The sequence below is a fragment of the Clostridium malenominatum genome, from assembly GCF_039521365.1.
GTDB lineage: Bacteria > Bacillota > Clostridia > Clostridiales > Clostridiaceae > Clostridium_AW > Clostridium_AW malenominatum.
Map to the genome: position 1 here is coordinate 1 of NZ_BAAACF010000006.1, position 16009 is coordinate 16009.

Annotated in this window: 14 protein-coding genes; 6 read left to right on the forward strand and 8 right to left on the reverse strand. The window is 30.3% G+C overall.

Features of this window, described 5'->3' with window-relative positions; translation table 11 throughout:
- Nucleotides 1–578: 578 nt before the first annotated feature.
- Entirely contained in the window at nucleotides 579–1280 is a 702-nt protein-coding gene (gene ric, locus ABDZ69_RS14335) for an iron-sulfur cluster repair di-iron protein (RefSeq protein WP_343770703.1), read from the reverse strand.
- Nucleotides 1281–1458: 178 nt separating this feature from the next.
- On the opposite strand from ric, the gene ABDZ69_RS14340 reads away from it, so the two are divergent.
- Nucleotides 1459–2673, forward strand: a complete 1215-nt coding sequence (locus tag ABDZ69_RS14340) for an FprA family A-type flavoprotein (RefSeq protein WP_343770705.1) — start codon at nucleotides 1459–1461, stop codon at nucleotides 2671–2673.
- A gap of 41 nt (nucleotides 2674–2714) precedes the next feature.
- On the opposite strand, the gene ABDZ69_RS14345 is transcribed toward ABDZ69_RS14340, so the two are convergent.
- From ABDZ69_RS14345 to ABDZ69_RS14355, 3 genes are read right to left on the reverse strand one after another with little or no spacing between them, the layout of a single operon-like run.
- Nucleotides 2715–3428, reverse strand: coding sequence for a Crp/Fnr family transcriptional regulator (locus tag ABDZ69_RS14345; protein WP_343770707.1), 714 nt, complete (start codon nucleotides 3426–3428; stop codon nucleotides 2715–2717).
- Between the two features lie 5 nt (nucleotides 3429–3433).
- Nucleotides 3434–4876 carry an aminotransferase-like domain-containing protein gene (locus ABDZ69_RS14350; RefSeq protein WP_343770709.1) on the reverse strand — a complete coding sequence of 481 codons (1443 nt, stop codon included), beginning with the start codon at nucleotides 4874–4876 and terminating at the stop codon, nucleotides 3434–3436.
- A 9-nt stretch (nucleotides 4877–4885) separates the two neighbouring features.
- Nucleotides 4886–5791: a D-alanine--D-alanine ligase gene (locus ABDZ69_RS14355; RefSeq protein WP_343770711.1), complete on the reverse strand. Its 906-nt coding sequence runs from the start codon at nucleotides 5789–5791 to the stop codon at nucleotides 4886–4888.
- Between the two features lie 202 nt (nucleotides 5792–5993).
- Here ABDZ69_RS14355 and ABDZ69_RS14360 point away from each other — a divergent pair, with 202 nt between their 5' ends.
- From ABDZ69_RS14360 to ABDZ69_RS14370, 3 genes are read left to right on the forward strand one after another with little or no spacing between them, the layout of a single operon-like run.
- A complete protein-coding gene (locus tag ABDZ69_RS14360) occupies nucleotides 5994–6425 on the forward strand; it encodes a MarR family winged helix-turn-helix transcriptional regulator (RefSeq protein WP_343770712.1) in 432 nt (143 codons plus the stop codon).
- Between the two features lie 9 nt (nucleotides 6426–6434).
- Nucleotides 6435–7085, forward strand: coding sequence for an ABC transporter ATP-binding protein (locus ABDZ69_RS14365; protein WP_343770713.1), 651 nt, complete (start codon nucleotides 6435–6437; stop codon nucleotides 7083–7085).
- Entirely contained in the window at nucleotides 7082–7843 is a 762-nt protein-coding gene (locus tag ABDZ69_RS14370; protein ID WP_343770714.1) for an ABC transporter permease, read from the forward strand. Before ABDZ69_RS14365 ends, ABDZ69_RS14370 begins: the two co-directional genes overlap by 4 nt.
- Before the next feature lie 33 nt (nucleotides 7844–7876).
- Here ABDZ69_RS14370 and ABDZ69_RS14375 read toward each other — a convergent pair whose 3' ends face one another.
- Complete coding sequence (locus tag ABDZ69_RS14375) at nucleotides 7877–9334, reverse strand: sigma-54 interaction domain-containing protein (RefSeq protein ID WP_343770715.1); 1458 nt, start codon at nucleotides 9332–9334, stop codon at nucleotides 7877–7879.
- Between the two features lie 270 nt (nucleotides 9335–9604).
- On the opposite strand from ABDZ69_RS14375, the gene ABDZ69_RS14380 reads away from it, so the two are divergent.
- Both ABDZ69_RS14380 and ABDZ69_RS14385 read left to right on the forward strand, forming a co-directional pair.
- Nucleotides 9605–11176, forward strand: coding sequence for a class I adenylate-forming enzyme family protein (locus tag ABDZ69_RS14380; protein WP_343770716.1), 1572 nt, complete (start codon nucleotides 9605–9607; stop codon nucleotides 11174–11176).
- A 21-nt stretch (nucleotides 11177–11197) separates the two neighbouring features.
- Nucleotides 11198–12262 (forward strand): 3-oxoacyl-ACP synthase, encoded by a 1065-nt coding sequence (locus ABDZ69_RS14385; protein ID WP_343770718.1) that lies wholly within the window; start codon nucleotides 11198–11200, stop codon nucleotides 12260–12262.
- 31 nt (nucleotides 12263–12293) lie between these two features.
- On the opposite strand, the gene ABDZ69_RS14390 is transcribed toward ABDZ69_RS14385, so the two are convergent.
- The 3 genes from ABDZ69_RS14390 to ABDZ69_RS14400 form a co-directional block, all read right to left on the reverse strand.
- Nucleotides 12294–13106 carry an AIM24 family protein gene (locus tag ABDZ69_RS14390; RefSeq protein WP_343770720.1) on the reverse strand — a complete coding sequence of 271 codons (813 nt, stop codon included), beginning with the start codon at nucleotides 13104–13106 and terminating at the stop codon, nucleotides 12294–12296.
- Nucleotides 13107–13196: 90 nt separating this feature from the next.
- Nucleotides 13197–15536 (reverse strand): ATP-dependent DNA helicase, encoded by a 2340-nt coding sequence (locus ABDZ69_RS14395; RefSeq protein WP_425544661.1) that lies wholly within the window; start codon nucleotides 15534–15536, stop codon nucleotides 13197–13199.
- Between the two features lie 39 nt (nucleotides 15537–15575).
- Entirely contained in the window at nucleotides 15576–15989 is a 414-nt protein-coding gene (locus tag ABDZ69_RS14400) for a helix-turn-helix domain-containing protein (RefSeq protein ID WP_343770723.1), read from the reverse strand.
- Between the last annotated feature and the right edge of the window lie 20 nt (nucleotides 15990–16009).

Sequence of the window (16009 nt, forward strand, 5' to 3'; positions counted from 1 at the left end):
GTTCGTCCTGAGCCAGGATCAAACTCTCAATTTTAAAGTTGACCTTTTGCTCAAGATGATATATTATCATCCATAATTTTGATTCTTTAAAGAATCGACTGGCTTAATGTACTCTGTTTAATTTTCAAAGACCATATCGCTTGAAGCGACTTCATTATATTATCATTTAAGTTTATTCTTGTCAACAATTTTTTAAAATTTTTCATTTAAAACTTGTTGACTTATTTGTCGTCTTTTGGCGACGAAGATTATCTTACCATGATTTAATATTTCTTATAAAACCATAGGTTGCTATCGTTTCAAATTATATTGACTATAATCAGTTTTTTTAACTTTATCTCCATATTTCACCTATTGATACACTAGGGTTGTAGTACTTTGATTTTTTCACAAAGATATTAGTATTCTACGTATTTTCCTTTATACTACATGTTTTTTAAAATCTTTCATATAAGCATATCGCTTATTAGTATACCAATTTATATATAATAATATTCTATATTTATTTTAACTAATCAACTATTTAACTAAAAATCTTAAAAACTGAAAATAGAAAAAGTAGCTTTCGCTACTTTTCCCTATTTTCTAAGTCTTTGAAACATTATATTATTCTCTAAGTGAATGTGATTAAATAAATCTAATTCAATTTCTTGAAGCTTGTCATAAGTGTATTTATATGTGTTGCAACCATCCTCTGGAACTTCATAATTGTGAGTAATTTTTCTTAATTCTTTTAAAATATCACCTGCTCCAGTATGCTCAGCTTCAAGCTCTTCTATTATCTTATTAGCTCTATCTAAAGTTTCCTTTGAATTATTATTTTCATATGTCTTAATTAATGGGAATACTATTTCCTCTTCCTTTATAAGATGCTCTTCTAATTCCGCTTTTAAGTTATGAAATAATTTGTGCACCTTACTTAATTCAGGGTGATGTTCCCCATGTACTCTTAATATTTTCTTAGTTAATTCGCTAACTTCTGGGAGCTCTTCATTTAAATATTTATGATGCTTATTAATTATATAATCTATCAAATCACTATAGCTTGTGTTTAGCCAATCTACTTCTTCCTTTATAAGAGAGTCCACTTTTTCATACTCATCATGAAGTGCTTTTAGTACTTCCTCTTCATTTAAGTTATCTTCCTTTATAGCATCTAGCAGTGGTCTATTTCCTCCGCAGCAAAAATCAATGCCATATCTTCTAAACACATCCATGGCCTTTGGAAACTTAACAACTATATCTCCTATTTTATCTGAACTTTTAAATATATTATTCATTATTCATCCCTCCGAATATTTTTATTTTATGACTTTATTATACTCAATATGAGCCGTAATAATCTGTGATTTGAATCAAAATAAAAATTGATTTGAATCACGGATTATACCATAAATTAAAGGTATTATTATATCAAAGTTAACCATAAAACAAATTTTTAAAAAGAGGTGTAATAATATGAAAAATAATATATTTTGGGTAGGAAAAGTCGATGATAGAAAGGTTCCCTTTCATAGACTTACTTTAGAAAAAGGAACTACTTATAATTCTTACTTATTAAAGACAGAAAAACCAACTATTATAGATACTGTGGACATAATGTACTCTAGGGAATTTGTAGAAAACCTTAAAGAACATATTAATATAGAAGATATAAAATATGTAGTAATCAACCATGTAGAACCCGACCACGCTGGAGCATTACCTGCTCTGCTTAATAAAGCAAAAAATGCTACTATAGTAACTACTGAAAAAGCTAGGGAATTATTAAACGGAATGTTTAAGCTTCATAGTAGAGAGTACTTAATAATAAAGGATGGAGATACTTTAGACATAGGAGGAAAAACTTTAAAATTCTTCGAAACTCCTTACCTTCATACTGAAGAAACTATGATAACCTATGCTATAGAAGACAAAGTTTTATTCCCTTGTGATATATTTAGTACTCACATTGCTACTACTGATTTATTTAACGACTTAGCTAAAGAAGATATTGATGAAGATTTTAAGGTTTACTATAGCCTTATTATGAGTCCTCATAGAAATTATGTACAAGATATGATAGGCAAAATTAAAAATTTAGATATTGAAATGATTGCTCCTTCCCACGGCTTTGTTCTTAGAGAAAATGTTCAAAAATATATTGATTTGTATGACAGAATGAGTAGCATTCCTAATAAAAATTTAGAGAAAAAAGCCTTGATATTATATAGTTCCATGACTGGAAACACTGGAAAGATTGGGGAAGACATTGGTGAAGGTTTAAGAAATTTAGGAATAGACTCTAAAGTTATAAATGTGAAATCCTCTTCCTTTGAAGAAATTAAGAGCCAAGTAGAAGAAGCTAATCTAGTTCTTTTAGGTAGCTCTACAAGATATGGAGATATGATAGGAAACATTGAAGAAATCCTTAAGAAAATCACAAAATTAGATTTATCAAATAAATATTTATCCTCCTTTGGTTCCTATGGCTGGAGTGGAGAAGCTATTGAAATAATAAATGATTATTTAAAAACTACCAATGGTAAACTTTTAGATACTTCATACATTATAAAGGCTACTGGAGATAACTCCATAAAGCTTCCTTTAAGAATGAGTTTTTATGATGATAAGGAAGGTAAAGAGCTTTCTATAAAAACTGGTAGAGCCTTAGGTGAGCTATTATTAAAATAAGTGTGGACTTCCACACTTATTTTTTAGTTTAACTTTATATATTAAATTAAGTCCTTTAAATATTCCATGTCTTTTATAATAATTTTTTTATTTCCTACTATATTTATTACTCCTGCCTCTTCCATGGAAGTCAAAGTTCTACTTACCGTCTCCCTAGTAATTCCAGCAAAATTACCCATGTCCTCTCTATTAATAGGCAAATCTATAACTATACCCTCTTTTTCCTTATGTCCAAAATCCTCAACAAGGTTTAGTAAAAGACTTCCTACTCTAGTTTCCACGTCCTTTGTGCTAAGCATTTGAACCAAATGTTCTAAATTAACCACTCTATCATGGACTTTTTCTAATATTTTTAGAGTTATGCTAGGGTTATTTATAAGTATATTATCAAAGTCTTCCTTGCTTAAAGTACATATGGAAGTATCCTCTAAGGCTTCTCCATTAAACTCAAATTTCCCTCTCTTTAAAAGGTTAAGCTCTCCAATAGAATCTCCCTCGGATAGAAGATAAAGAATTTGTTCCTTTCCTTCCTTAGTATACTTAAAAACCTTTATTTTCCCTTTATTTATAATATAAAGTTTATCCCAAGTATCTCCTTCAAAAAAGATACTTTGCCCCTTTTTATATTTTCTAGTAATGATTAATTTTGATATTTCTTCAAATTGTTCTAATCCAAGGGTTGAAAATATAAATACCTTGGAGGCACAGTATTTTTCACCGCCACATCCACAGCTGCAAGTTGAACACTTTGGCATAGCTTTCACCTTCCTTTAATATAAGAAGCTTCTTCCCCAATTATTTTTATTCCTTCATTAATTTCCTCTAGTGAATTTCTAGAAAAACCAATTCTTAAGGTGTCTCTTCCCCCTCCATCTGTATAAAAAATATCTCCTGGGGTAAATATTACTCCTCTTTTTAAACATCTATCTAGAAGTTCCCTTGAATCTATATCTTTTAGTTTAACAAAAATATAAAGACCTCCATTGCCAAGCACATAAACATTAGGAATATACTTTTCTGAAAGACTTTTAGCAAGTTCATATTTCTCTTTATAAATATTCCTAACCTTTTTTACGTATTTCTCAAAAGCACCGCTATTCATATACTCGTACAATATGGCTTGATCTAAGAAGGAAGTGTGTATATTTCTACTTCTCTTTACACTTTCGCAAATATCTATTAGCTTCTTATCTGCAAATATCCATCCAATTCTCATGCCTGGAAATAATATTTTTGAAAGACTGCCTATATAAATTATCGAATTTTCTTCACCGCTTATGGCAGCCAGTGGAGCTATATGAGTACCTAAATGTTGTAATTCCTCATTAAATCCGTCTTCAATAATTGGTATTTTATATTCTTTCAATTTATTATAAAGAATTTCTCTTCCTTCAAAGGACATTACTGTTCCAGTAGGATTGTGATAAGAAGGAATGACGTAGGCAAGCTTTATATCTTCACTTAACTTTTCATCTAAGTGGGCTAAGTCTAATCCTTTTTCATCCATATCTACCCCTACAATATCTAAACCATATAATTTCATCAGTTTTATAGCAGTATTATGGGTAGGGTTTTCACAAAGAATTTTATCTCCCCTATTAGTTAAAGAAGATAGTATTATGTCAAAGCCTTCAGTAAAGCCATTGGTTATTAATATTTCTTTACCCTTAGTGCTTACACCCTTTTCCTCCATATACTTCATTAAATAATCTATTAAATACTTATATCCTCTAGCATATCCATAATTTAATATTTTTTCCCCTTCCAGGGCAATTCTATTTAAAAAAGCTCTTTTTAGCTCTTCCACATCAAACAAACTTTCATCAGGGGCAATACTTCTAAAAGAAATCATACCCCTTTTGTATAATTGTTCATGCTTCATAATATCTAATTCTTCTGCTTTATTTCCAAAGTCATTAATCTTTTTTGTCCAATCTACATGCCATTCTTTATTTTTGTTTATCTTTATCCTAGAAACAAAGGTACCTTTTCCTTTTTCAGTATACACAAGGGCATTATCCTCTAGCATTTCATATACTTTCATTACTGTATTTCTACTTACCTTCATAATTGATGCCATTTCCCTTGTAGAAGGAAGCTTGCTACCCATTGGAAGCATACCATTTTCAATAATTTCCTTTATATAATTATAAATTTGAAAATATGAACTTTCCCCATGCTGAATATTTATATTATGAAACATAATTTCACCTCATGAATTACCCTTTTTTAAAGAGGATTCTATGATTTTATCTAATAATTCACTAAAACTTAATCCATGAGCCTCAGCACTTTTAGGAAAAAGACTGTTTTTAGTCATACCAGGCAAAGTATTAATTTCTAGCACATAAATTTCCTCTTCTCTTATTATAATATCAATTCTAGCATAAACACTCAACTTAAAACTATTCCAAGATTTTTTGCAGGCCTCCTCTACCTTTTTATATAACTTTTCAGGTAGATTTATTGGAGTCTCTTCTGCTCCTCCATCATCATATTTTGAGGAATAATCAAAAATTTCCTTATTAGTTTTTATAGATAATATAGGTAATAACTGCCCATCTAACATACAGCATGTTATTTCCTCGCCCTTTATAAATTCTTCAATCATAACTTCTTCATCGTATTTTAAGGCTTCTTCTATAGAATCTTTTAATTCATCCATATTATGAATTAAAGCAACTCCAATACTTGATCCTCCATTATTAGGTTTAACGATTAAAGGGAGCCCAATTTCCTTAATTTTATCTAAATCTATTTTTTCTCCCCTTCTTATCATTATCCATTTAGGAGTGGCTATATTATCGGATGAAATTATCTTTTTACACATATTTTTATCCATACATAGAGCACTACTAAGCACTCCTGACCCTGAATATGGCACATCCATACTATCGAGTATTGCTTGAATTTTTCCATCCTCTCCAAAGGTACCGTGAAGAGCTATAAAAGCAAACTCCAAGCACTTCACTCTATCTATTAATTCATATTTAGTATTTATAGGAATAGGTAATACCTCATATTTGTGTTTATCTAAACTATCTATAATATATTTTCCTGTTAATTGAGAAATTTCTTTTTCAGTAGAAACTCCTCCCATTACTACACCAATTTGCATATAAAAAACCTCCAGGTATACTATATCAATTATATTTTATTCTTAAACCTCTAAAAATGAAAGAACCACCTAAGACATAATTTAAAGTTCTAGTGGCTTTTAATTTATAATATGTATTGATTTAGTTAAAATAAAATTATATAATTATAATATATTCGTATGCAGAATAATTCATTTAACGAATAATAAAGGAGTAATAAAAATGAATGAATTAACATTAGTCCATAAGCTTTTAGATCTTTTAAAATATAAAGAAATGTATCAATTAGAAAGTTCAAAGCTTCCTCCCTCTGATATGTATGTCTTAGAAAGATTATATTTTAATAATCCTTTAAAGTTTGCCGATATATCAAAAAAATATACTATCCCTCCCTCAACACTAACGGGTATACTGGATAGACTTGAAAAGAAAAATTTGATACTAAGATTAAGAAGTATTGAGGATAGAAGAAGCATTGAAATAAAAGTAACAGATAAAGGTGAAGAAATTATAAAAAAACACATAAAAGAAGATGAATGTTTTATTAATAATCTATTAGATTCACTAGACATTAATAAGAGAGAGGTTTTTTTATCCCTATTAGAAGAATTAATATGTAATACAAATAAAGAAAATCTATTTAAAGAAATTTAAGGAGGTACTATGTTAAGCTTTTCAAGTGTTTATTATAAAAATGACGAAAAAACCATATTAAAAGATATACACATCCATATTGAAAGTGGAGACTATATCTCCATTGTAGGTCCCTCTGGCAGTGGAAAAAGTACATTTTTAAAGCTATGCAATAATTTAATATCGCCCACTAATGGAACTATATTATATAATCATAAAAATATTTTAGAGTATAATCCTATTGAGCTTAGAAAAGAAATTAGCTACTGTTTTCAAATTCCCCATTTGTTTGGAGATAGGGTAATAGATAATCTTATTTTTCCTTTCAACATAAGAAACAAACAATTAAATATGGACAAAATAAAAGAGCTTTGTAACTTATTTAACTTAAATAAAGAAATACTAAATGAAAAAATTATAAACCTTTCTGGTGGAGAAAAACAAAGAATTGCTTTAATGAGAAATCTAATTTTTCCTTCTCATATATTGCTACTAGATGAAATCACTTCGTCTTTAGACGGTGAAAACACTAAAATTATTGAAGATATAATACATGAATTAAATAAAACTGGAACCACCATCCTTTGGGTAACCCACAGCAAAGAACAAAGTATTAAACACGCAAACAAGCTTTTAACTATAGAAAATAGCGAAATTAAGTCCTTGGAGGTGTTAAGATGAATTCCAATGCTAATATGAATACTTACTCTTTACTCTTTAGCTCTTCTTTAATAATAATATCTATATTTTTTTCCTACAAAGAAAAATTAGGCTTAGAAAAGGAAACCTTAATTGGAGTAATTAGAGCCATAGTTCAGCTTACTTTAGTTGGTTATGTTTTGGATTTAATATTTAACATAGAAAACCCCATTTATACAACTTTGCTACTATTATTTATGACCTTAAATGCTTCTTATAATGCTGGGAAAAGAGGAACTGGAATAAAGTCAAAATTTATTATATCTTTTTTATCTATATTCTTAGGAGCCTTTATTACTTTATCAATACTACTTTTAGCAGGAACTATCAAATATGAACCCAGCCAAATGATTCCAGTAGGTGGTATGATAATTAGTAATGCCATGATTGCTATAGGCCTTTGTTATAAACAATTATTGGGGAATTTTAAAAATAAAAGAGAGGAAGTAGAAGCTAAATTAGCTCTAGGAGCTGATATAAAAATCTCTTCTGTGGAAATCATAAGGGACTCCATAAAAACAGGAATGATGCCTACTATAGATTCTATGAAAACCTTAGGAATTGTAGCTCTCCCTGGGATGATGACAGGCTTAATACTTGCTGGCACCTCCCCAGTAGAAGCCATAAAGTTTCAATTAATGGTAACTTTCATGATGCTCTCCACTACTTCAATCTCCTCCTATTTAGCCTGCTATTTAGCATATAGAGGATTTTTCAATGAAAGAAAACAACTTTTGTAATATTAAAAGGACCCCTTTAAGTCCCTAAAACTTTTAGAGGTCTTTTTCGCTTTCAATATTCATGTTCTTTAATTTTCTATATAATGACATTCTTGATATCCCTAGCAATTTAGCTGTCTCAGTTTTGTTGAACTTGCATGACTTTAGTGTTTCAATTATTAATTTTTCTTCCCTTTTCTGAATGGTATCCATTATGGAGTTGTCTTTTTTGATTACTTCACTATTTTCATTTTCCTGGGAGTATTGAACATTTCTTTCTTGTACATTCATAGTATCTAATATATACTTGGGTATATTTTTAACTTCTACATTAATATCTAAGCTGTTAACTGCTGTGCTTGTAACCACATTTTTTAACTCTCTAATATTTCCCGGCCATTTATATGATAAGAATAGCTCCATTACGTCATTCCCAAATTTTTTATCTATGCCAAACTCTTGATATAAAGCTGTATTAAAATGCTGAACCAAAAGTGATATATCTTCTTTCCTTTCTCTAAGAGGTGGGATATTAAGATTTAAAACATTTAATCTATAAAATAAATCAGAACGAAATTTGCCCTCATTTATCATATCTATTATATTACAGTTGGTGGCAGCAATAACTCTAATATCCACATTAATAATTTTATTACTACCTATTTTCTGTATTTCATTTTCTTGCAATACCCTCAAAAGTTTAGCCTGCATATCTAATGGTAGATCTCCGATTTCATCTAAAAAAATTGTTCCACCATTAGCTAACTCAAACTTTCCTACTCTACCTGATTTATTCGCTCCTGTAAAAGAACCTTCCTCATAACCAAAAAGTTCTGATTCAATTAAGGTTTTAGGAATAGATGCACAATTAATACTAATAAATGGTCCATCTTTTCTGCTGCTAGAATTATGTATGGAATGAGCAAATAATTCTTTCCCTGTTCCACTTTCCCCATTAATAAGAACAGTAAAATCCGTCTTGGCATAATTTTTCGCTCTTAATTTACAATCATTTCCCTGTATAGATTGAGTAAATATATCGTCGAAATTATATTTAGCCTTATAAACATCTACAGCCTTATTCTTTTTATGGGCCATAAGCTTATTAATTAATTTACTTTCCATAGCTAAATCATATAAATAATTTAAATCATCTATTAATATAATACCTATTCCACCAATGATTTTGCTTCCATAAAATATTGGCAATCTATGTACAATTACTTCACGTCCATCTTTAAATTTATGCTTTTGCCCTATTTCCGCTCTGCCTGTTTTAACCACTATTGGCAGTCTAACTAAGGGGTCTATTTCTGTAATATGCTTTCCTACTACCTCATCAAGTTCTAGCCCTAAATAGTTTAGAAATGCTTTATTCATAAAAACCTCATTACAGTTTCCATCTACAAAATTTATAGGTATAGGAATTTGGTCAAAAATCAAAGAAGTTGTTGAAACAAACAAGTTCTTAAATTCCTCTTCGGTAAGTTTTGCATCAATTAACGAATTCATGTAACCACCCCATTTATCCCTTATTTCTAAACATCAAAAATCTCTTTTCTTCTACACATAATATATTCTCTATTATCTGAATATTTCCCTTTAAAATATGCTATTAATGTAACACATCTTTTACAATGTATATTACCCACTGACTCACAGTGTTACAAATTAAATATATTTACGAAAATTTTCTCTAAATCTATTGGCATGTATTTTGCTTTATTTTAAAAGTAACTTTATTAATTTAATTATGTTTACATTATACAAGGAGGTTATATTATGTTGTTAACAGAATGTGATTGGCTTGGGGATATAATAGGCCACAGAGCAAAATTAAGCCCTGATAAGGAGGGGATTTTGGATCTTGATAATAATATCAATTATACCTTTTCTCATTTAAACGATCGCGCTAATAGATTAGCAAACTTTATGTCTGAACAATGTGGAATTAGAAAAGGTGACAGAGTTGCTTTTATATCTAGAAATAGAATTGAAATGTTTGATGGAATTTTCGCCTGCGGTAAATTAGGGGCAGTATTTGTACCCTATAATTTAAGACTTTCCGCTGAAGAGCTTATACTTCTTATGAATAATGAAGAACCTAAAGCATTGTTTTTTGAAGACTTATTTTCTCCTGTCGTTCATCAATTAAAAAATAATATTAATACAATAAACAAGTATGTTGTATTACCTAATGATGATTTGAATTCTAATGATGTTAATTACAATGAAGTAATTAAATATGAAAATAATGCTCCTGTAAAATGCAAAGATTTAAAACTAGAGGATATATACCTTTTAATACACACAGGTGGAACTACAGGTCTTCCAAAGGGAGCTATGATATCCCATAGAGCTGTTCTTTCTAATGCTATGAACAATATTGTAGATTGGGGTTTATCTCCAAAGGATCGTGTTCACCTCATACTTCCTCTCTTTCATACTGGAGGATGGAATATATTAACTTTAGGTTTGCTTATGGTTGGCGGCGAGCTACTTATAAACAAAGATTTCACTCCAAAGCTTTCTTTAAAAGTTATAAATGATTATAAAACTAACTATGTATTTGGAGCTGCAACTATATTTAGAATGATGTACGAACAACCTGAGTTCCATACAACAGATTGGTCATCTGTTAGATGGGTTATGTCTGGTGCTGCTCCTACCCCTGTTCAAGTAATGGAAAAATTTTGGGAAAAAGGCGTTAAAATATGCTCTGGGTACGGCTTAACTGAAGGTGGACCAATGAACCTTGGTACTCCAGTAAATTTCATTACCTTAGAAAAAATAAAAGAGAAATATGCATCTGTAGGAAAGCCCTTTTATTTTACCATAGCAAAAATAGTAGATGATAATGATAATGAAGTAGAACCTGGTAATACAGGAGAGTTAATATTTACGGGTCCTCAAATATTTTCAGGATATTGGAAAAACCAAGAGGAAACCAATAAAACACTACGTAATGGTTGGGTGTACACTGGAGATATGGCAATAATGGATATGGAAGGTTATATCTCTATAGTAGGAAGAAAGAAAAATATATATATTAGTGGCGGAGAAAATGTATTTCCAGCTGAAATAGAAAAAATACTTTACCAAATAAATGAAATACATGAATGCTGTGTAATAGGAGTACCCGACGAAAAATGGGGAGAAGTTGGAAAAGCCGTAATATCCTTAAAAGAAGGTATGACTTTAAGTAAATCACAGATTATTGAATTTTTAAATACCAAACTAGCCCACTATAAAGTTCCAAAATATGTAACCTTCGTTGAAGAGGTACCTAAAAATTCCGTTGGCAAAATAGTTTCACAAGAGGTTATAAAAAAATACGGAAAACCTGAAGACTAATTTGAAAGGAGCAGATTAAAAATGGAGAATTTATTAAAAGTACCTGTTGGTATTAGAAATATTGGTGTTTACTACCCAGAACAAATTGAAACCTATAAAGAAATATCTAAACTAAGTGGAATTCCTGAAGAGGTTATAAAAAATAAATTTGGAATAGAGTCTAAACATAAGGCGGCACAAAATGAAACCGTATCTGACATGTGTGTACAAGCTGCCTTAGACTGCATAAAAGATGTAATTAAACCTGAAGATATAGACCTTATAATATATCATGGTAGTGAATATAAAGATTATTATCTTTATAATTGCTCAGCTCATATTCAACATAAGATAGGAGCAGTAAACGCCAAAACCTTTGAAGTTCATAATTTATGTTCCTCTGGTGCATTATGTTTGCAGATAGCTAAAAGCCTTATGATAACTCAACCGGATATAAAAAACACCTTACTTGTAGTTGGATCAAAAGAATCCGATCTAGTTGACTATAGAAATCCAAGAGCAAGATTTATGTTTAACTTTGGTGATGGTGCAGCTGCATGCCTTATTACGAGGGGATATGAAAATAATCAAATATTAGAATCACAAATCATCACTGCTGGTTCCTTTGCAGATAGCGTAGCAGTTTATGATATAGGAAATGCAAACTATAATAAAATTTCATATGTAACCAAGGACTTTCTTTTAGCCGAAGAAGAAAAAAACAAAGGAAATTATGTAGGTTATTTAGGTCTGGATGTATCAGATCCACAGGATATGAAAGAAAGACTTGATCCTATTTCTTTATCAAATTTCTGCAAGGTAATAGGAGATGCTGCTGAAAAAAGTGGCTATAAGAAAAATGAAATAGGCTTCCTGGCTCCAATTTTTATGAAAAACTCCATATTAAATTTAATACTAAAGGAATTTGATATGGTTGAAGAACAGTCCTTTATTCTTAATAACTTTGGTCATGTACAATCAGCAGATGCTTATATTTCTGTTTATGAGGGGCTAAAACTTGGAAGAATTAAAGATGGGGATTTAGTTATTATGCTAGGATCAGGAACAGGTTATTCCTGGGCCGCTACTGCAGTTAGATGGGGATAATAAAAAATGGACAGTCAACTGTCCATTTTTTTTATTCTTTAGTATTTGAACTTCCACCTGGATTAGTCATTCCATATAATCCACTTATAGCTAATTTTCTATAAATACTTTGAGTTGGTGCTAACCAAACTTCTCCTGTTCCTCTAAATACATTTAAAAATCCTTCCCCGCTAGTGGCTGAGCTAATTAAAGATTTTGAGGATTTCTCTACGGTAAACTCTATGCTTCCTTTTCTTAATATTGCAAAGCTTCCATCTACCTTTAAGGTTTCATTATTTAATGTATATTTTATTATTTCATCTTGCGGTACAGGAAGTTCTAAAACTACAATGCCTCTTCCTTTAAGTCTAGTTTGAAATAATCCTTCATTTCCAAGCATTGCTGAGGATAGATTCTTTTGCATTGCAGCTCCAACTTCTATGCTGTCTTCACAGGCGTAAAATAAACCATCATCTACTATAATTTCTTCATTATTTAATTTAATCATATCATAATGACCAAAACTTGGTTCAAGGTGTATTTCTCCACTTCCTCTATAAACAGGTTTGAAAACTGTTTCTCCAGTAACTTTACTAGTAAATAATTTCTTACCTAATCCCAGCATTCCTCCTACTTTACTATCCATTTCAATATTACCCTTTAAAAAGTGTAATGCACCTGCTTCTAATTTAACTGAAGCATTATTAAGAATTACTTTCACCTGTTTTAACTTTATATTTGCTTCTCTCATGTAAAAAAGCCCTAAAGCACTTCCAATATCTCTGCTTCCTCTAAGGTAATCATACTCTAATACCTCAAAGGTTACGTTGTCACCTTCCATTTTTAAAATACTATTTCTCCCCATAATCTTTACCTCCTACTTTTATATGATAATATTAACAAAATTCTCAATAGATATATATTTTTTTCAATTATAATTTTATGTTATATATCTTTACCAAAAATCACATAATATACTATCTAAGTCTTTCCTATTATATATTACCCTGTTATCTCCCCACTCCTTCGGAAATATACTTTGATAAGCTCTCGATGCAAATCTATCATCGATTAGTAATATTGCTCCCCTATCTTCCTCCGTTCTTATAACTCTTCCAGCTCCTTGAAGCACCTTATTCACACCTGGGTATACATAGGAATAATCATATCCTCTTCCATTATTTTTATCAAAGTACTTCATAATTATATCTCTTTCAAAACATATTTGAGGAAGCCCAACTCCCACTATTACCGCACCTGACAATCTTTCCCCTTTTAAATCTATACCCTCTGAAAACATTCCCCCAAGAACTGAAAAAGCAACCATGGTCTTTTCCGGATTTTCAACGAATTTTTCCAAAAATGCCCCTCTCTCTTCATCTTTCATAGCTGAATTTTGAACTAGGATTTCCACCTCTTCATTACTTTCTTTAAATTTTTCTAGTACTTTTTCCATGTACATATATGAAGGGAAAAATACTAGGTAGTTACCTTTTTTACTTTTTATAAAGGTTTTAATGTATTCTACAATTTGGCCAATGCTATTATCCCTATTTTTATATCTTGTAGATATATTTCCTGCAATAATTATTTTTCTATTATTATTATCGAAAGGAGAAGGAATTCCAAAGGAGAAATCCTCCTTATCCCCTCCTAACAAATCCATAAAATAATTCATGGGCGATAGAGTAGCAGAAAAAAACACCCCTGCTCTTCCTTTTTTAACACTCTCCCTCAAGAGCTTTGATGGATCTAAACAAAAGAGCGTTAAAAGGAGACTTCTGTCATCTCTCTTGCAGAACACAATAAAATTTTCATCGTACAACTCACTTATTCTAATAAAAGCCAAGCAGTCAAAATACAACTTTAAAATATGTTCGTATTCATCGGATTTATCTTTAATTTTTAGCCAATTCTCCATTTCTTCCACTAAAATTCTTAAATGAGATGTTATAGCTAAAGGCTCCTCTTCTAAAATATAATTCTCCCCGCCCTCAAACTTTTTCCCCAATTCTATGAAATAAGAGTTCACTTTATCTAATTTTTTATATAATTTTTTATCTAAGTCTTTAGTGATTTTTTTCCCTTTAAGAAAATCTTCTTTTGACAGGGAAGCAGAAAACATATCCCTTCCTCTATCCACTAAGTTATGAGCTTCATCGATTAAAAACACGTAATCTTCTTTTTTTCCATCAAAAAATCTTTTCAAATATACTCTAGGATCAAAAACATAATTATAGTCACATATAACTAAATCTGACCAAAGGGCTACATCTAAGGAAAATTCAAATGGACAAACCCTATGCTTTAAAGCATATTTTTGAATTATGTCCTTATCCATTAAGCTTTCATTATTTAATAAATCTAATACCGCTTCATTTACCCTATCATAATGGCCCTTTGCATACTCACATTGTTCCCCATTACAAGTAGCTTTATCTTTAAAGCATATCTTCTCCTTTGATGTAATAGAAAGAGTTTTTAAATATAAACCCTTTTTACTCATTATGTTAATTCCTTCTAGTGCAACAGAGGATGTAATATTTTTCGCAGTTAGGTAAAATATCTTATAAGCAAGTCCTTCTCCCATAGCTTTCACCGTTGGAAAAATAGTAGATATGGTTTTTCCTACTCCAGTTGGAGCTTGCAGAAAAATATTCTTTCCCTCACGTATGGTTTTATACACTGAAACCGCTAGTTCCCTTTGACCTTTTCTATATTTACTAAAGGGAAAGTCTAGATTTTTTATACTTAAATCTCTCTTTTCATTCCACTCTTTTTGAAATTCAATCCATACATAATATTTATCTATTAAATCATAAAAGAAATTTTCCAATTCTTCTAAGTAAAACTCCTCAGGTATGATTTTAATTTCCTTGGTTTCTACATTGCAATAGGTGAGTTGAACACCTATTTTCTCTAGATTATTTTCTCTTCCATATATATACGCGTAACATTTCCCCTGAGCCATATGAAGTGGATTATAATTTTCTTCTATCTTTTCTAAATCTCTGGTGGTGCTTTTTATTTCATCAATAATAACCATGCCATCTTCTTCAATAATTCCATCTGCTCTTCCTTCAACGGATAGAATTACATCCTCATAGTTAAAGGTATATTTTAAAGAAACCTCTGCTCTATAATTTTCACCTTTATTCTTTTGTATCTTTTGGTGTATCCTGGTTCCTTCTAAAGCTCTCCCCCCTCCTACAAAGGTGGAATCTATATCACCAGATCTCATTATAAATTCAACTAAGTTTCTAACAGAAACTTTAAATTCTTTACTCATAATCATCAGCCTTTTTCATATAATCTTTTGTTAATGATACACTTACTATTTATAATTATCAATGATTTTTCTCGTAGATAACCACTTACCTATAGCTGCCTTACTAAATCTATATTCAGAATCAATTTTAACATAAGGCATATCTAGCTCTTTATTTTCCATCATTATATAAACTACGTTTCTATTAATATCTAGGTATTCCGCTAATTCAGCTACAGACATAAAATCTTTACCCATCTCTTCTTTTGTAATATACTTATCAACTTTAGCTCTAATTCCAGAAAAAGAGCTGTCAATACTACTTATTCTGTTATTTACCCTATTAACATCTGCATTTAATCTATATAATTCATTAGCTATTGTAACTTTAAAGTTACTAATTAAATTTATAGTGTAAATATTTAATAATATTGAAAATCCAAGCAAGCAATAAATAACTTTCTCCTTCACATCCTTCATTTTTTCCCTCCATAAATAAT